10 protein-coding genes are annotated in these 14,222 nt (G+C 54.5%); 7 read left to right on the forward strand and 3 right to left on the reverse strand.

Going from position 1 to position 14,222, the window contains the following annotated elements:
* Positions 1-75 precede the first annotated feature (75 nt).
* The 6 genes from hcp1 (at position 76) to AB5Z09_RS06455 (ending at position 8,295) form a co-directional block, all read left to right on the forward strand.
* On the forward strand, positions 76-594 hold the full coding sequence (gene hcp1, locus AB5Z09_RS06430) for a type VI secretion system effector Hcp1 (protein WP_005332563.1): 519 nt from the start codon (positions 76-78) through the stop codon (positions 592-594).
* A gap of 363 nt (positions 595-957) precedes the next feature.
* Positions 958-3,321 (forward strand): type VI secretion system tip protein TssI/VgrG, encoded by a 2,364-nt coding sequence (tssI, locus tag AB5Z09_RS06435; RefSeq protein WP_368194886.1) that lies wholly within the window; start codon positions 958-960, stop codon positions 3,319-3,321.
* Positions 3,322-3,324: 3 nt separating this feature from the next.
* The gene (locus AB5Z09_RS06440; protein WP_317114750.1) at positions 3,325-4,989 is read left to right on the forward strand and encodes a TIGR02594 family protein; all 1,665 of its coding nucleotides are present in this window, start codon (positions 3,325-3,327) and stop codon (positions 4,987-4,989) included.
* A complete protein-coding gene (locus AB5Z09_RS06445; RefSeq protein ID WP_368194887.1) occupies positions 4,986-5,489 on the forward strand; it encodes a M949_RS01915 family surface polysaccharide biosynthesis protein in 504 nt (167 codons plus the stop codon). Before AB5Z09_RS06440 ends, AB5Z09_RS06445 begins: the two co-directional genes overlap by 4 nt.
* A 383-nt stretch (positions 5,490-5,872) precedes the next feature.
* On the forward strand, positions 5,873-6,727 hold the full coding sequence (locus AB5Z09_RS06450) for a lysozyme inhibitor LprI family protein (RefSeq protein ID WP_368194906.1): 855 nt from the start codon (positions 5,873-5,875) through the stop codon (positions 6,725-6,727).
* A 413-nt stretch (positions 6,728-7,140) separates the two neighbouring features.
* The gene (locus AB5Z09_RS06455) at positions 7,141-8,295 is read left to right on the forward strand and encodes a 3-phenylpropionate MFS transporter (RefSeq protein ID WP_368194889.1); all 1,155 of its coding nucleotides are present in this window, start codon (positions 7,141-7,143) and stop codon (positions 8,293-8,295) included.
* 77 nt (positions 8,296-8,372) lie between these two features.
* On the opposite strand, the gene AB5Z09_RS06460 is transcribed toward AB5Z09_RS06455, so the two are convergent.
* From AB5Z09_RS06460 to AB5Z09_RS06470, 3 genes are read right to left on the reverse strand one after another with little or no spacing between them, the layout of a single operon-like run.
* Entirely contained in the window at positions 8,373-9,587 is a 1,215-nt protein-coding gene (locus AB5Z09_RS06460) for a hypothetical protein (RefSeq protein WP_368194890.1), read from the reverse strand.
* Between the two features lie 7 nt (positions 9,588-9,594).
* Positions 9,595-9,804: a helix-turn-helix transcriptional regulator gene (locus tag AB5Z09_RS06465; RefSeq protein WP_005335250.1), complete on the reverse strand. Its 210-nt coding sequence runs from the start codon at positions 9,802-9,804 to the stop codon at positions 9,595-9,597.
* 7 nt (positions 9,805-9,811) lie between these two features.
* Positions 9,812-10,360 carry a DUF2975 domain-containing protein gene (locus tag AB5Z09_RS06470; protein WP_118854663.1) on the reverse strand — a complete coding sequence of 183 codons (549 nt, stop codon included), beginning with the start codon at positions 10,358-10,360 and terminating at the stop codon, positions 9,812-9,814.
* Positions 10,361-10,575: 215 nt separating this feature from the next.
* Here AB5Z09_RS06470 and AB5Z09_RS06475 point away from each other — a divergent pair, with 215 nt between their 5' ends.
* Positions 10,576-14,031: a NahK/ErcS family hybrid sensor histidine kinase/response regulator gene (locus AB5Z09_RS06475; protein WP_368194891.1), complete on the forward strand. Its 3,456-nt coding sequence runs from the start codon at positions 10,576-10,578 to the stop codon at positions 14,029-14,031.
* Positions 14,032-14,222 lie beyond the last annotated feature (191 nt).

Genomic DNA, 14,222 nt, shown 5'->3' on the forward strand with positions numbered 1-14,222 from the left:
AAAAAAATGGCATGGACGCTGCTAAAGGTTGGTCGAGTGCTATCTCGTTTAACCAACCTATTTAGGAGCATACCCATGCCAACTCCATGTTATATCAGCATCGAAGGTAAAACCCAGGGCAATATCACCGCAGGTGCCTTCACCTCCGATTCCGTCGGCAACATCTTCGTACAAGGTCACGAAGACGAGATGCTGGTACAAGAGTTCCAGCACGTTGTGACTGTCCCGACCGACCCGCAATCCGGTCAGCCGGCTGGTCAGCGTGTCCACAAGCCGTTCAAGTTCACCGTTGCGCTGAACAAAGCCGTGCCGCTGATGTACAACTCCCTGGCTTCCGGCGAGATGCTGCCTAAAGTGACCCTGAAGTGGTACCGCACCTCCGTTGAAGGCAAGCAGGAGCACTTCTTCTCTACCGTGCTGACCGATGCCACCATCGTTGACATCGACTGCCAGATGCCGCACTGCCAGGACCCGGCGAAGTCTGACTTCACCCAGCTTATCCAGGTCTCCATGGCTTACCGCAAGATTGACTGGGAGCACACCGTTGCCGGTACTTCCGGTGCGGACGACTGGCGCGCGCCCATCGAGGCGTAAGCCTTGCTTCGGTACTTTGGTATTCCTTGTAAGTAGTAATGTGTCTTTGAGCCGGTTGTTCAACCGGCTTCTTGTACTGTGCATTTTCTCCAGCCTGGCCAACGGGTTGGCTGGAGCTTTTCTGTTTTGCCATCCCCCTGCCGGGGTTTGATGCCCTGCCGGTGAGTGCGGAGGGATGGCAAAGCACTAAAGGGTGTCCTGTGATGCAGACCCGAACCGCTCGTAACCTGTTAACCCCCTTATCTTTGGTGGCCCTTGCGGCACCGGAGAGGGCGGTAGCGTGGCTGCGCGGCGAGGGAGTGTATGGGCGCGAGAGTTGGCAAGGGCTCAGGCACAGCTTGGCCGTGACAAGAGGGAAAAGCCATGGCTAATCAAACCGGATTGCAATTTACCGTCAAGGTGGGAGCGTTGCCCGAGAGCACCTTCGTGGTGGCCAGTTTTCAGCTGGATGAGGGGCTGAACCGGCCGTTCAACTTGCAGTTGGAGGTGGCAAGTAGCCAGCCTGATGTTGACTTTGGCGCCGTGCTGGACCAGCCCTGCGAGCTGATGGTGTGGTACAACGGCGAGCTGCAACGCCGCGTATGCGGGGTAGTGAGCGAGTTTGCCCAAGGGGACAGCGGCTTTCGCCGCACCCGTTACAGCCTGCAAGTCAAACCGGCCCTGTGGCGGCTGGGCCTGCGCCAGAACTCCCGCATCTTCCAGGCGCAAAAGCCCGACGAAATCCTCAGTATCCTGCTGCAAGAACACGGCATTACTGACTACGCCTTTGCGCTCAAGAACGAGCACGCCCAGCGCGAATACTGCGTGCAGTATCGGGAGACCGACCTCGATTTCGTGAATCGCCTCGCAGCCGAAGAGGGGCTCTTCTACTTCCACGAGTTTGAAGCAGGCAAGCACCGCATCGTCTTTGCTGACGATGCGGCAGCCCTGACCGCCGGCCCCGAGCTATTTTTCAACCTCGGCAACCGCTCGCTGGAACAAGGTCCCTATGTGCGCCAGTTCCACTACCGCGAGGCGGTGCGCCCCTCGGATGTGGAGCTCAAGGACTACAGCTTCAAGACGCCGGCTTATGGCCTCTCCCATAAAAAGCAGGGGGCAGAGCTCGAGCATCAGCGCGATACCTACCAGCACTTCGACTATCCGGGCCGCTACAAGCAGGACCCGAGCGGCAAGGCGTTTGCACAACACCGGCTCGATGCCCTGCGCAATGACGCGGTAGCGGGCAGCGGCAAATCCAACAGCGCAGCCCTCTTGCCGGGACAAAGCTTCGCGTTGACCGAACACCCGAACGGCAGCCTCAACAGCGATTGGCAAATTGTCCATATCCGCCACACCGGTGAGCAGCCGCAAGCCCTGGAAGAAGAGGGGGGCAGCGGCCCCACCGTCTACCACAACGAATTTGGCGTAGTGAAAGCGAGCACTACCTGGCGTGCCCGCATCGGCAGCCCCGAGGCACCCCACAAGCTCATGGTGGACGGCCCGCAAATCGCGATAGTGGTCGGCCCCGAGGGGGAGGAGATTTACTGCGACGAGCATGGCAGGGTGAAGCTGCAGTTCCCGTGGGACCGCTACGGCAGCTCCAACGACCAGAGCTCCTGCTGGGTGCGGGTGAGTCAGGGCTGGGCCGGTGGCCAGTACGGCATGATGGCCATCCCGCGCATCGGCCATGAGGTTATCGTCTCATTCCTCGAAGGTGACCCCGACCAGCCTATCGTGACGGGTCGCACCTACCACGCCACCAACCGGCCGCCGTATGAGCTGCCAGCCAACAAGACTCGCACCGTGCTGCGCACCGAAACCCACAAGGGCGAGGGCTTCAATGAACTGCGTTTCGAAGACCAGGCTGGGCAGGAAGAGATTTATATCCATGGTCAGAAAGACCTGAATGTTCTCATCGAGAACGATGCCGCTTGGCATATCAAGCACGACGAGCATCGGGATATCGACAACGAGCGGGTCACTCGCATCAGAAAAGTGCCGGGCAAGGATGGCGCTCCGCCCAGCCTCGGCAATGACCACCTGACAGTTGAAGGTGAAAAACGCGACCACATCAAGGCGGACTATTCACTGACGGTGGATACCTCCATGCACCAGAAGCTAGGCCAATCTCTCTTGGTGGAAGCGGGTGAAGAGGTGCATATCAAGGTGGGTGACAAGCTGGTGCTGGAGGCGGGCTCCGAGATCACCCTCAAGGGCGGCGGTAGTTTTGTGAAAGTTGACCCGAGTGGTATCAAGCTGGTCGGCCCCGCCATCAAACTCAATGCCGGCGGCAGCCCAGGAGCTGGCTCTGGCTGGGCAGGAAAAAAACCGATTGATCCTAAAATGCTACAGTCGATATCAGTCTCTAGAGAGACTGTATTTCAAAAAAGCGCCTTACGTTTTGCAGCAGAGCATGCAAATTTTTTTATGAGCGAACAGTTTATGGGGGCGCAATATGTCATTAAGGATGCCCAAGAAAATACGGTTTCATCTGGTCGTATCAGTGAGGATGGCAAACTCCCCTCATATATACATGAGGGCTCCCCGCAAGAAATGACTCTCTATCTTGGAGAATTAACATGGACAAGCCAAGAGTTGCCATGGGGTGACGTTATCGAGGAGAATGAAACAGATGATAGTGATGATGAGTGGAGTGAACTTGATGAGCATTATCTGGCAATGCTGGATGATGATAGTGGTAGTTTACTGACTGCTTGGGATCATGATGAAATTTTTAAAGAGGTTTGAGCGATGAGTCAATGGATTGCTTGCCTGTATGATGGAAAAACAAAAACAGCTCAATATCAGGGGCCTAAAGGTACGTGCCTGCTAAGGAAGGGGGGGACTTTGCCCTGGCGAACGAATAATCCTGGTAATCTCAGGCCCAGAATGGTTAATGGAAAGCCACAACCTAAAAAAGTTAAGAGTCATATTGGATTTGCAAAGACAGATAGTAATGGTTTTTTTCTTATTTTTCCTAGTTATGAAGTCGGGTTTGCAGAGTTAAAGAAAAATTTGCTTCGTATGCATGGTGATAAAACCGTAGAAAATGGAATCAGAGCGTATGCTCCGTCTCATGAGAACAATACATCGAAATATATATTTGATCTAGAAAAACTATCAGGTGTTTCTCGTTCAAAAGTCATAAATAGATTAAGTGCTTCCGAACTCGATGATGTTGCCCATGCTATAGAGGTTATTGAGGGTTATCATAATGAAAAGGATACTCGTAAGGAAGTAACTACAAAACTTAGTAATGTTGTTGTGAGTGATGGCTCCAGACCTATTTCCGGTCAAGCTGTAGTCTTGAAAAGTGGGGGTATTCAGAAAGAATTTATTACAGATGAACGTGGTTTGGTACCTCCTATACCCCATATTGTATTTACATGTTCAATAAACGTATGCGTTCCTAATCCTATTGATGGCTCCATGAAGGAAATTGCTGTTATTGAGCCTAGTGGTCCGGCAAAAAATGTTTTAGCTGTTTTTGATGGTATTGTTGCAAAAGCAAAAACTATGCCTTTAGATCCACCAGTAGGGCAATCATTACCTGAACGTAAAAAATTTCAGTACACAATAAAGTCAGGGGACACCCTATGGCATCTTGCCAAGAAATATAAATCTAATGTGGATGCCATAGTTAAAGCTAACAATATAAAGGATCCTGCTAGAGTCTACCCTGGAACCAAGATATGGATATTGCCAAAAGCTAATAATAGCACTGAACTAATTAGCGCTCAGTCTACAGTGCCCAAAAAAATCCAATCTAAACCGACTGTATCTACAAGCACAGGCGCTGGGAAAAAGCCTAACAAAACGGTAGCAACAGTGGCTGTTGAAACTACGAGGGATAGCAAAGGCAAACCCTTAGCTACGATACCAATGAGTGAGGAAGAGGTGCCTTGGATGGGGATTGCTATTAGAGAGGCAAAAAAATGGCATGGCACCAAAGAAAAAAATATTACTGATAATTATCATGCCTTAACTGGCAATGCATGGATTAAGAGTCTGTCTGGTACTAGTAATGCTTGGTGTGCTTCTTTTGTTAGCTATTGTCTACAAGAAGCAGGCTATGCAAAACCAAAAAACTCTCAGAGGGCGAAGTCTTTTCTTGAAGATACTTCGAGGTTTGTGGAGATAAAAGAGCCTATATATGGCTGTATTGCATATGGTCAATCACATGTGACTTTTTATTATAGTGATGGTGGTAATGGGACTATAATAGGTTTAGGTGGTAATCAAGGGGATACTATTAAGTTTTCGAAATTTAAAGGAATGAGATATGTTGTGCCCGTCTCATATTATGAAAAATATAAAAAAACAAAAATTAATGCGGCGAGGGAATTTGATGTAGATGAGTTAAATAAAGTTATTTCGATAAATGAAAAAACTCAAAGAAATGAGAGTAGAAGATGAATAGATTTATTTTTTATTTTCCTTTGTTATTTGTGGTGTTTTCATTATCTGCTTTTGAGGTTAAGCTAGATGATGAATACTCATTCTTATTTGTAGTGAAGAAAAACAATCTAGATGTAAAGATGACAGCGAAATCTATAGGAAATGGAAAGGTAGATTTTGAGGTTAATGATTATATCTATAATTGTGAGTTAGACTCAGAGTTGTCTTTGATTAAAACATCTTTGGAAAGAAAATTTATAGGTGGAGTTCAAACTACCCTTTTCGCCTATCGTATAGGCTGTTTCGGGGGAATTGATCCTACCCCAATAAAATATTTTGCATTTCAACACGGTGTTAAATATGCTCTCAGAGGTGAAGAAACTATACAAACACCAAATGGAAGTTATGGGGGAGAGAGGGGGCCTATACCTGGACTGAATCTTAAAAAGAATACTATTCTTTATAAATACATGCAAGATAGATGGAAGGACATATCACTACGTAAGTATGAGGAGTAATTGGCTTTGATTCCGGAACCTTGCAGGGGTATAAAAATAAAAACTGCTGATGTGTTAAATGCAGGGTTTCGAATTAATCTTAAAAAGAAGTGTACAGTTCCAGTTATCACCTGACTCCGGCTTCAACCGTTTTTCACTCTACTTTAGTGCGCACCTCTGTTGATATTATTTTAAGGTCGCTTTACAGCTAAGTAACCTCCCTCGATGTCTTTCTCTGTAGAAAAAGCTGTGAGGTATTGAAGTGCCAATCATTTTTATTTAGTGCCAAATCAATATTGGAAATATTTTATTTATTGAGTGTTCTCACTTCTTAAATTTTGTTAGTAGATATTTTTATAATGATTGGGTTTTATATGTTAAAAGGAGATGTTCATTATTGATTGATGAGGCTTGATGCTTTTGTAAATATATTTTCAATATTAATGGTTGAGTTGAATATGAATTTTAAATCCCTTGTTTTAGTCTTAATGTTGGGTTTGTCGAGTGCTGTCAACGCTGGTATTTTTGACTCGAAAGAGGAAAAACAGCCTTTCAAATGTGGTCGTGAGGATGCGGTAAACGCATTAACAGAGGCTCTGCGTGATAATGCCTTGTCGAGGATGTCAGTATCACCAGAAAAACTCGATTTCTTTCAAAGTCAAGTCGAAAAAATTCCCGTTAGCATCTCTGATGTTTCGACTACAAGTGATTCATCACAAGAGTTACGATGTGTAGCGACTGTATCAATGACTGTTCCTGTTGAAGTCAGGGAGTTAGCACAGAAAGCCCCGGACGTGTTCTCTGAGTTTATTAGAGAAAGTCATGGGTTGTATAAAAATGGCAATGTTACGTGGAATGGTGTTTCTTATAAAGCAAGGCTGGCTGATAATGAAAAAGACATTTCTGTCGCTTTAGGGGTGACTTATTATGCCCCAATGTCATTAGCCAAGGCATCATACCTGGCGATCACTAAAGATGATATTGTTAAACGAAATGATCCATCTCGAGTTGCCATCGCCAAGCAGGCTTATGAAGCTGAAGATGCCCGCTTGAATAAAATCTGGAAAGCTATTCCAGCATCTTTTAGAGCATCGATGAAAAATGAACAGATTTCTTGGGTGTGGCAGAAGGAGAATGATTGCGGTAATATTGAATCTGTAAATAATCCGAGCTTGTCAATATCCGGTAAAGTGGAACTGTATGAGTGCCAAACCGAGATGACCAAGGCTAGGATAAAATATTTGAGTGGCCAGAAATAAGTTCCTCTATTTATGCATTACTAAAGTTTTTGGCACTATATAGTGAGTTGATATTACCTGACACCGGCTTAACGCCGGTGTTTTTTTATCGCTACAAATAGTTTTGGTGCAGGATAGCTCGAAGATGTGCTCTATCCAGATGATCTTTTGTTGTGAAGATGGATTTAAGTTTGAATGCGAGATGCAGATCCTGGTGATGAAAAAAGTGATTAGGGGACAAAAAGAAACCCGCCATGGGCGGGTGGAAGGATTGCAACACTAACCAGGAGGAGGTGTTATCAAGTAGACCCCGCTTCTTCGGTAATAGTTCAATTTTATTGAAGTTTTTTCGATTTCTTCGCGGGGTTTCCATCGGGATCTGCGGGGGAGGATAGGTTATCATTCTGCTCCCGTCATCCGGTTGCAGAGGATCTATGCCCGCGTTCTCCTGGTTAGCGCTCTTTTTCGGCGCCTTCTATTTTGTCTACGGCGCTTACTTGCCGTTCTGGTCGCTCTGGCTGGAGGGGGTGGGCGTCAGCGCCGAGATGATTGGTCTCCTGCTGGGGGCGGGGATGGCGATCCGCTTTGCCGGCAACCTGATGGTGATGGGGCAGATCAAGGGGGCGGGTCATCTGCTGCCGGTTACCCGATTGTTATCTCTGCTCAGTCTGCTTGCCTTCCTTGGCTTCTATCTCAGCCATCACCTCTGGTGGTTGGTCGGTCTCACCCTGATCGCCAACTTTATCTACCCGACCCTGATGCCGGTGGGGGAGGCGCTGGCGACCCGCATGGTGGTGCAGGCGCATATCGACTATGGCAAGGTGCGGCTTTGCGGTTCGTTTGCTTTTATCGTTGCCTCGACCCTGGTGGGGGCGCTGGTGGGCAACTTCGGCAGCGACTGGATTTTGCACACCATGGTGGCGGGGCTGGTGCTGATGCTGCTGCTCAGCTGGCTGCCACTTAGTCCCGCGCCACAGGATGTGCAGGGGGAGCGTGCCAAGGCATCCCTGCTGGCAACCCTGCGCAGCGCACCGGTGCGCCGTTTCCTGCTGCTGACCGCTCTGCTGCAGGGGAGCCACGCCGCCTATTATGGTTTCAGCGCCATCTACTGGAAGGCGCAAGGGTATAGCGGCACCATCATCGGCTATCTCTGGGCGCTCGGGGTGGTGGCCGAGATCTGCATGTTCGCCGCCGACAAGCGTTTCCTGCAACGCTTTGGCGCCCAGAGTCTCTTTATCGCCGGTGCCATCGGTTGTGTGGTGCGCTGGGTATTGCTGGGTGCTTCGACCGAGTTGTGGGTGCTGGTACTGGGGCAGTTGCTCCACTCGGTGACGTTCGGTATGAGCCATCTGGGGGCGGTGCGTTTCATGACCCGTCAGCTACCGGCCGAGCAGTTGATCCCGACTCAGGCGCTCTATGCGGCCCTTGGCCTCGGCATGACGGTGGCGGCCCTGATGGCACTTTGCGGCGTGCTGTTCGAGCCTCTCGGCGGCGGCATCTTCTTCCTGATGGTGCTGGTGGTCTTGCCGGTCTTCTTCCTGCGGCTACGCCCCTTTGCGCCGTCTGCGCAGGAGAGGGCTCCAGCCTGATATTTGTCTATTTGATTCATCACCTAACAAAAGGGAGAGCCACGGCTCTCCCTTTTTCGTTACTGCGGTTTGTGGCACTACTGCTGCTCGCCAAGATAGAGGCGGCTGAGACGGCGCCAGGTATCCGAGCCGATGGTGCCGGCAAGCAGCTCATTGGATGCAGCATCAAAGCGGCCATCCGGCAGCCAGCCCAGTTGGGGCAGCAGTTGCGCCAGCGTCACGTCATTGTGTTGCAGCTCCCGCTCCAGCGCTTCCCAGAAGGCGCTCCCCTTGACGTAAAAGAGCGGGTAGTAGGAGCGATCGCCCGCCAGCACCTCGCGAGCCGCCCGATAGAGACCACTCTCGCTATGGGGCAGCTGTTTGCCCCGCTCGGCCAGCTCGTTGACCGCCGTGACCTGATGCAGCCGAAAGCGGCGTAGCGCCTTGATGGCGAGGTACTCGGCGAGGCTCTCGTTGACCCAGGTGGGTTGTGGAGCAGAGTGGCGAGCGCTGAGGATATGCACCGCCTCGTGGGCCGAGGTGCGCAGCAGGCGCAAGGGGGCCTGTGGCGTCGGCTTGCCGGCCTCGGTGGGATAGTTGGCGACAAACACCTGATCCCCGGCTGCTCCGCCGAGGGAGCGGGTCGCCACATCCCGCCCCAGCCACACCAGTTGCCATGGATGAGTGGGCGGATCCACATCGAGCTGGAAGGCCAGATAGTCGATGATCTCATTCAGTTGCTGCTGCAAGGCCGGCAGATCGAGCTGGTTGGCGGTCTCGTCATGGCTCAGCACCAGCCGCGGATCTGGCTTGGTGACGGGCACAGTGTCCAGACCAAACGGCAGGATCAGCGGTGGCTGGTTGACATCCGGCAGCGGTTGGCAGCTGCCATCCGGCAGACAAACCTTTCCTTGGCGACTCCCCATCTGGCGCACAAAGTTACCCCACTCGGTCAATAGCCACTGATTGGGAGCAAACAGCAGCGACTGTTGGGCCGAGGCATCAGCACCCTCTGCCGGAGCCGGTGTGAGCGTGATCTGCCAGCCGATCTCCTTGCAGGAGAAGGGCTGGTTGAGGGCAACCGGCTGGTTGTTTGCAAGGCAGACCAGCGCGGGGGAAACCGGCGCGGCACTGCCCGGCAACTGGCGGGCGGGGAGCAGGGTAAAAGGGGGCTTGCCCTGCATGGTGAGGCGCACTTGCAGCACATTGGCGCTGGCGCCCTGTTCGATAAGGTAGCGGGGGCCGCTCGCGTCATTGCCAGCGCAGGCCCACAGCGGCAGCAGCCACAGAAACAGGGTGATATGACGACTCATAAGGGGGTTAGCGCTCCTGCTCGTAGCCCAGCAGATCGCCGGGCTGGCATTTGAGTTCACGGCAGATGGCCTCCAGAGTGGAGAAGCGTACAGCCTTGGCGTGGCCATTCTTGAGGATCGAGAGGTTGGCCTCGGTGATGTCGATGCGCTGGGCCAGCTCGCGGGCGGTCATTTTGCGCTCGGCCAGCAGGGCATCGAGGCGGATGATAATGGGCATAGGATCCTCACACCGTCAGTTGCTGTTCATCGGCCAGCAGTTTGGCCTCGCGCATGACCAGTGCCAGCGCCAGTACGATCAGTCCCGCCAGCAGTACCCGGAAATCGGAGGTACTCAGCGCTATGGTACCGAGTACTTCCGGGCCTCTCATGGTGAGCACCGTATCCAGCAAGGGGGTCAGGATCAATTCGACCAGGAAGGTTGTACAGAGCAGCAGTCCGATCTGCCGATAGCGGCGGATCTGCTCGAAGGTGAAGAGCAGACCGGCGCGGTAGCCGCGAAACAGCTGACGCAGTTGCCAGAGCATCATCATAAAGACCAGATCCGGCAACAGCTGCACCAGGGTGCCGAGCAGCCGGGTGGAGAAGTGAAGGGGATAGTCGGCAGGATTGATGCCGGGACGGCTCAAGATGGTGTTGAGTTTATCCTGCAGAAAATCGGCGCCACCGAAGGGGGTCCACACCTCCAGCAAGGTGATCAAAGGGGTCGCTAGCAGAGCCAGCAGCAGCAGCCATTCGATCAGCATGCTCGAGCGTTCGAGTTTGTTGGAGATCATCTCATTCCTCACTGTGATGGTTTTATCTGAAAGGTAAAGTTTATCGTTTATCAATATTCACATCGGCAATATTTATTGTTTTACGATATGCAGTCAAGATAAAACTTATTGAAAAACGATAATTTCAATCTGTCCGAAGGGGATGACTTTTGGCCGCAGCCTCTCTAGACTGGCGAGGTTGTATACAAAAACTCAACATGGACAAGGAGTTATCGATGCACCAGGGATGGCTGCTGATCGGATTGTCGCTCACCTATCTGGGGCTGCTGTTTCTGATCGCCTTCGTGGCAGACAAGCACAAACGGCACCGTCTCAAGGGGCAACCGCTGCTCTACAGCCTGTCGCTGGCGGTCTACTGCACCTCCTGGACCTTCTTCGGCACCGTGGGGCAGGCGAGTGAATCCCCCTGGTCGCCGGTGCCCATCTACCTTGGCCCCATGCTGGTCTTTCTGTTTGGCTGGCGGCTGCTGGCCCGCCTTATTCTGGTGGCCAAGCGCGAGCACATCACCTCCATCGCCGACTTTATCGCTGCCCGTTACGGCAAATCCCAGCGGCTTGCCATGGTGATCGCCCTCATCGCCATCATGGGGATCCTCCCCTATCTGGTGTTGCAGCTCAAAGCCATCGTCACGGGGCTGGATCTGCTGATGGTCAACAGCGGCGGCATCAGCCCGACCAGCAATACCAGCGAGCTGGCGCTCGGGGTCACCCTGCTGCTGGCGCTGTTCAGCATCCTGTTCGGTACTCGCCATCTCGATGCCACCGAGCACCACAGGGGGATGGTGGTGGCCATCGCTTTCGAGTCGGTGGTCAAATTGCTGGCCTTTATCGCGGTGGGGGGCTTCGCCCTCTGGCTGATCCTGAGCAAACCGGGCGAGGCTCACGAGCAGGTGACCCGCGACTTCTTTGCACAGGTGGTGGCGGTGAGCCCCGGCAATCTGCTGGAGCTTGCCATCTATACGGTGCTGGCGATGTGCGCCGTCATCTGCCTGCCGCGCCAGTTTCATGTGACTGTGGTGGAGAACAATCAGGGGCAGGACCTGCACTGGGCGCGCTGGATCTTCCCGCTCTACCTGTTCGTGATGGGGCTCTTTATCTGGCCGCTGGCGCTGGCGGGCAAGCAGTGGGTGGGTGCCGATATGGCCTCCGACACCTATGTGATCAGTTTGCCGATGGCCCTCGGGTTCGATGGCATGGCGATGCTGGCGTTTCTCGGCGGCACCTCGGCGGCTACCGGCATGGTAATCGTCTGCACCATCGCACTGGCGATCATGGTGAGCAATGATCTGGTGCTGCCGGTGCTGCTGCGCCGCTTCTGGCGGCAGGGGCGTGACGAGCGGCTGGTACGGCTGCTGTTGCAGGTGCGCCGTGGCGCCATCCTGCTGATCTTGCTGGCGGCCTGGGGGCTCTACCTTTGGCTCGGCGATCTCACCAGCTTGTCGCGCATCGGCTATCTCTCTTTTGGCGCGGTGGCCCAGTTTGCGCCGGCCCTGCTGCTCGGTCTCTACTGGCGTCACGGCAATCGCAAGGGGGTCTATCTTGGGTTGAGCCTCGGTGTTAGCCTCTGGTTCGTCACCCTGCTGGTGGAGAGCGGGCTGCTTGCCGGTTCACCGCTGGCCGAGCTGCTGGCGCCGCCGGACTGGCCTGCGTTTCGCGAGCTGAGTCTCGGAGCGTGGTGCATCTTCCTGAGCCTGCTCTTCAATCTGCTCGGCTATGTGGCAGGCTCGCTGCTCTCCCGTCCGGCGGTGAGCGAGCGGCTGCAGGCGGCCAACTTTGTCGGCAAGCCGAGCCGCGATACCGCTGCCCTCTATCAGGCGCGGGTCTCGGTCAAGGAGCTGGAGATGCTGGCGGCCCGCTTCGTCGGTTCAAGCCGGGTCAAACGCGCTTTTGGTCGCTTCGCCGGTGAGCGGGGCGGCACCCTGGCGCCCCAGATGCAGGCCTCGGCCGAGCTGATTGCCCACACCGAGCGGCTGCTGGCGGGGGTGTTTGGTACCTCGTCGGCGCGGTTGGTGCTCGCCTCGGCCCTGCAGGGGCGCAACATGCAGCTCGAGGAGATTGCCACCATAGTGGACGAGGCCTCCGACGTGTTTCGCTTCAACCGTGGCCTGCTGCAGGGGGCGATCGAGCATATCGGGCAGGGGATCTCGGTGGTGGACAGGGAGCTTCGTCTGGTGGCCTGGAACCGCCGCTACATCGAGCTGTTCCACTATCCGCCGGGGCTTATTCAGGCTGGGCGCCCCATTGAAGAGATCATCCGCTACAACGCCCAGCAGGGGCTCTGTGGCCCCGGTGATATCGAGGATCATGTGGCGCGGCGGGTCGCCTTTATGAAGCGCGGCAGCGCCCATATCTCGGCGCGGGAGCGCCCGGACGGGCGGGTGATCGAGATGCAGGGCAACCCCATGCCCGCCGGTGGTTTTGTCATGACCTTTACCGACATCACGCCGTTTCGCGATGCGGAGCGGGTGCTGCGCGAAGCGAACGAACATCTGGAGGCGCGGGTGGCCGAGCGTACCCGTGAGCTCTCCGAACTCAACCGCCAACTGCTGCTGGTGAACCAGCAGGTGGAGCGGGCCAATCAATCCAAGAGCCGTTTTCTGGCGGCGGTCAGCCACGATCTGACCCAGCCCCTCAATGCGGCCAAGCTGTTTACCTCCTCCCTGCTGGAGATGTTGCCTGATGCTGGCGAGCAGGCCCGCATTGCCCGCCATATCGATGATGCGCTGGGGGCGACCGAGGATCTCATCACCGATCTGCTCGATATCTCGCGGCTCGAAGCGGGCAAGTTCAAGGCCAAGAAGCTCGACTTTGCCCTGCGCGATCTGCTCGACAATCTCAAGGCGGAGTTTGGCGTGCTGGCCCAGGCGGGGGGGATCCACTTCTCGGTGGTGGAGAGCAAGCATGCGGTACACAGCGATGTGCGGCTACTGCGCCGGGTGCTGCAGAACTTCCTCACTAATGCGTTTCGCTACAACCCGGGTGGCCGGGTGCTGCTTGGTTGCCGCCGGATGGGTGAGAAGATCCGCATCGAGGTATGGGACAACGGCCCCGGCATCCCGCAGGACAAGCAGGAGGCTATTTTTGACGAGTTCTCCCGCCTCGATCACTCCCGCACCGCCAAGGAGCAGGGGCTGGGTCTGGGGCTCGCCATCGCCCGTGGCATCTCGCAGGTGCTCGGTCATCAGCTCATATTGCAGAGCTGGCCGGGCAAGGGATCGGTCTTTGCGGTGACCCTCAATCTGGCGACCCGGCCGGTCACGGCCCATCAGCTGGCGGCGCCGGTGGCGCGTGACAGCCAGCTGGAAGGTGTAACCGTGCTCTGTATCGACAACGAGCGGGACATTCTGACCGCCATGAGCACCCTGCTCGGCCGTTGGGGCTGCGAGGTGCGCTGCGCCGTCGATCTGGCCGAAGCCGAGGCGCTGGTGGCTGACGGGTTTGTGCCGAGACTGGTGCTCTCCGACTACCACCTCGACGATGGCAAGACCGGGTTGGAGGCGCTCGCTGCCCTGCAACGGGTGTGTGGCGACGAGCTGGGAGGCATCATCATCAGCGCTGATCGCAAGAGCGAGTTGCAGGCGCAGATCCGCGAGCGGGGGTATGGCTACATCAGCAAACCGGTCAAACCGCTCAAACTGCGGGCCCTGATGAACAGCCTGCTGCTGCGCTAGCCGCATCCGGGGCGGCTAGCCGTGAACCAGCTCACAAAACCGTAGAATGATCCTGTGGCCCGTGGTCATGGATGAATGTCGAAAACAGAGATTTATTGGCGAAGATCTCTTCATCTCCCTGCGCAATCGCCGCCAGTTACAGTATTGGCTTGCCACTGTCGGTGAACGCCGACAGTGGCAGACCGGATTGG

The sequence above is a fragment of the Aeromonas sp. R2-2 genome (assembly GCF_040908355.1).
In the GTDB taxonomy this organism is placed as follows: Bacteria; Pseudomonadota; Gammaproteobacteria; order Enterobacterales; family Aeromonadaceae; genus Aeromonas; species Aeromonas veronii.

What these genes read in the sequence shown, in the direction of transcription:
- hcp1 (WP_005332563.1), top strand. Translation starts at nt 76, where the DNA reads ATGCCAACTCCATGTTATATCAGCATCGAAGGTAAAACCCAGGGCAAT.
- tssI (WP_368194886.1), top strand. Translation starts at nt 958, where the DNA reads ATGGCTAATCAAACCGGATTGCAATTTACCGTCAAGGTGGGAGCGTTG.
- AB5Z09_RS06440 (WP_317114750.1), top strand. Translation starts at nt 3,325, where the DNA reads ATGAGTCAATGGATTGCTTGCCTGTATGATGGAAAAACAAAAACAGCT.
- AB5Z09_RS06445 (WP_368194887.1), top strand. Translation starts at nt 4,986, where the DNA reads ATGAATAGATTTATTTTTTATTTTCCTTTGTTATTTGTGGTGTTTTCA.
- AB5Z09_RS06450 (WP_368194906.1), top strand. Translation starts at nt 5,873, where the DNA reads ATGAGGCTTGATGCTTTTGTAAATATATTTTCAATATTAATGGTTGAG.
- AB5Z09_RS06455 (WP_368194889.1), top strand. Translation starts at nt 7,141, where the DNA reads ATGCCCGCGTTCTCCTGGTTAGCGCTCTTTTTCGGCGCCTTCTATTTT.
- AB5Z09_RS06460 (WP_368194890.1), bottom strand. Translation starts at nt 9,587, where the DNA reads ATGAGTCGTCATATCACCCTGTTTCTGTGGCTGCTGCCGCTGTGGGCC.
- AB5Z09_RS06465 (WP_005335250.1), bottom strand. Translation starts at nt 9,804, where the DNA reads ATGCCCATTATCATCCGCCTCGATGCCCTGCTGGCCGAGCGCAAAATG.
- AB5Z09_RS06470 (WP_118854663.1), bottom strand. Translation starts at nt 10,360, where the DNA reads ATGATCTCCAACAAACTCGAACGCTCGAGCATGCTGATCGAATGGCTG.
- AB5Z09_RS06475 (WP_368194891.1), top strand. Translation starts at nt 10,576, where the DNA reads ATGCACCAGGGATGGCTGCTGATCGGATTGTCGCTCACCTATCTGGGG.